Genomic DNA, 361 nt, shown 5'->3' with positions numbered 1-361 from the left:
GGGGACACACCCGTTCCCATCCCGAACACGATGGTTAAGACCTAAGCGGCCGATGATACTATGCTGGAGACGGCATGGGAAAGCAGGTGGATGCCGGATTCATTATGGGGGTGTAGCTCAGTTGGGAGAGCACCTGCCTTGCAAGCAGGGGGTCAAGAGTTCGAATCTCTCCATCTCCATTCGTGACTGTACATTGCAGTTCGGAAACAAAGTTTCCTCACTCACGTGCAGGCACGTTATGAAAACAAAATATTACGAAAGCTTATGAAAGCAAGCTTTCAACGCATTCGAAACATTTTGTTTTCGCAATGTACCTTGAAAACTGCATATTGAAAATCTGATACAAAGTTCAAACCGAGAG

At 46.5% G+C, this 361-nt stretch carries 1 tRNA gene; it reads left to right on the top strand.

Features of this window, described 5'->3' with window-relative positions:
- Positions 1-106: 106 nt before the first annotated feature.
- Positions 107-179, top strand: a tRNA-Ala gene (locus tag DW720_RS15565).
- The last annotated feature ends 182 nt before the right edge of the window (positions 180-361 follow it).

Origin of the sequence: Clostridium sp. AM27-28, from assembly GCF_003480955.1 — a bacterium.
GTDB classification, from domain to species: domain Bacteria; phylum Bacillota; class Clostridia; order Lachnospirales; family Lachnospiraceae; genus Otoolea; species Otoolea fessa.
The sequence above is the reverse complement of the archived record's forward strand: the minus strand, read 5'-3'. Positions and strand labels throughout refer to the sequence as shown.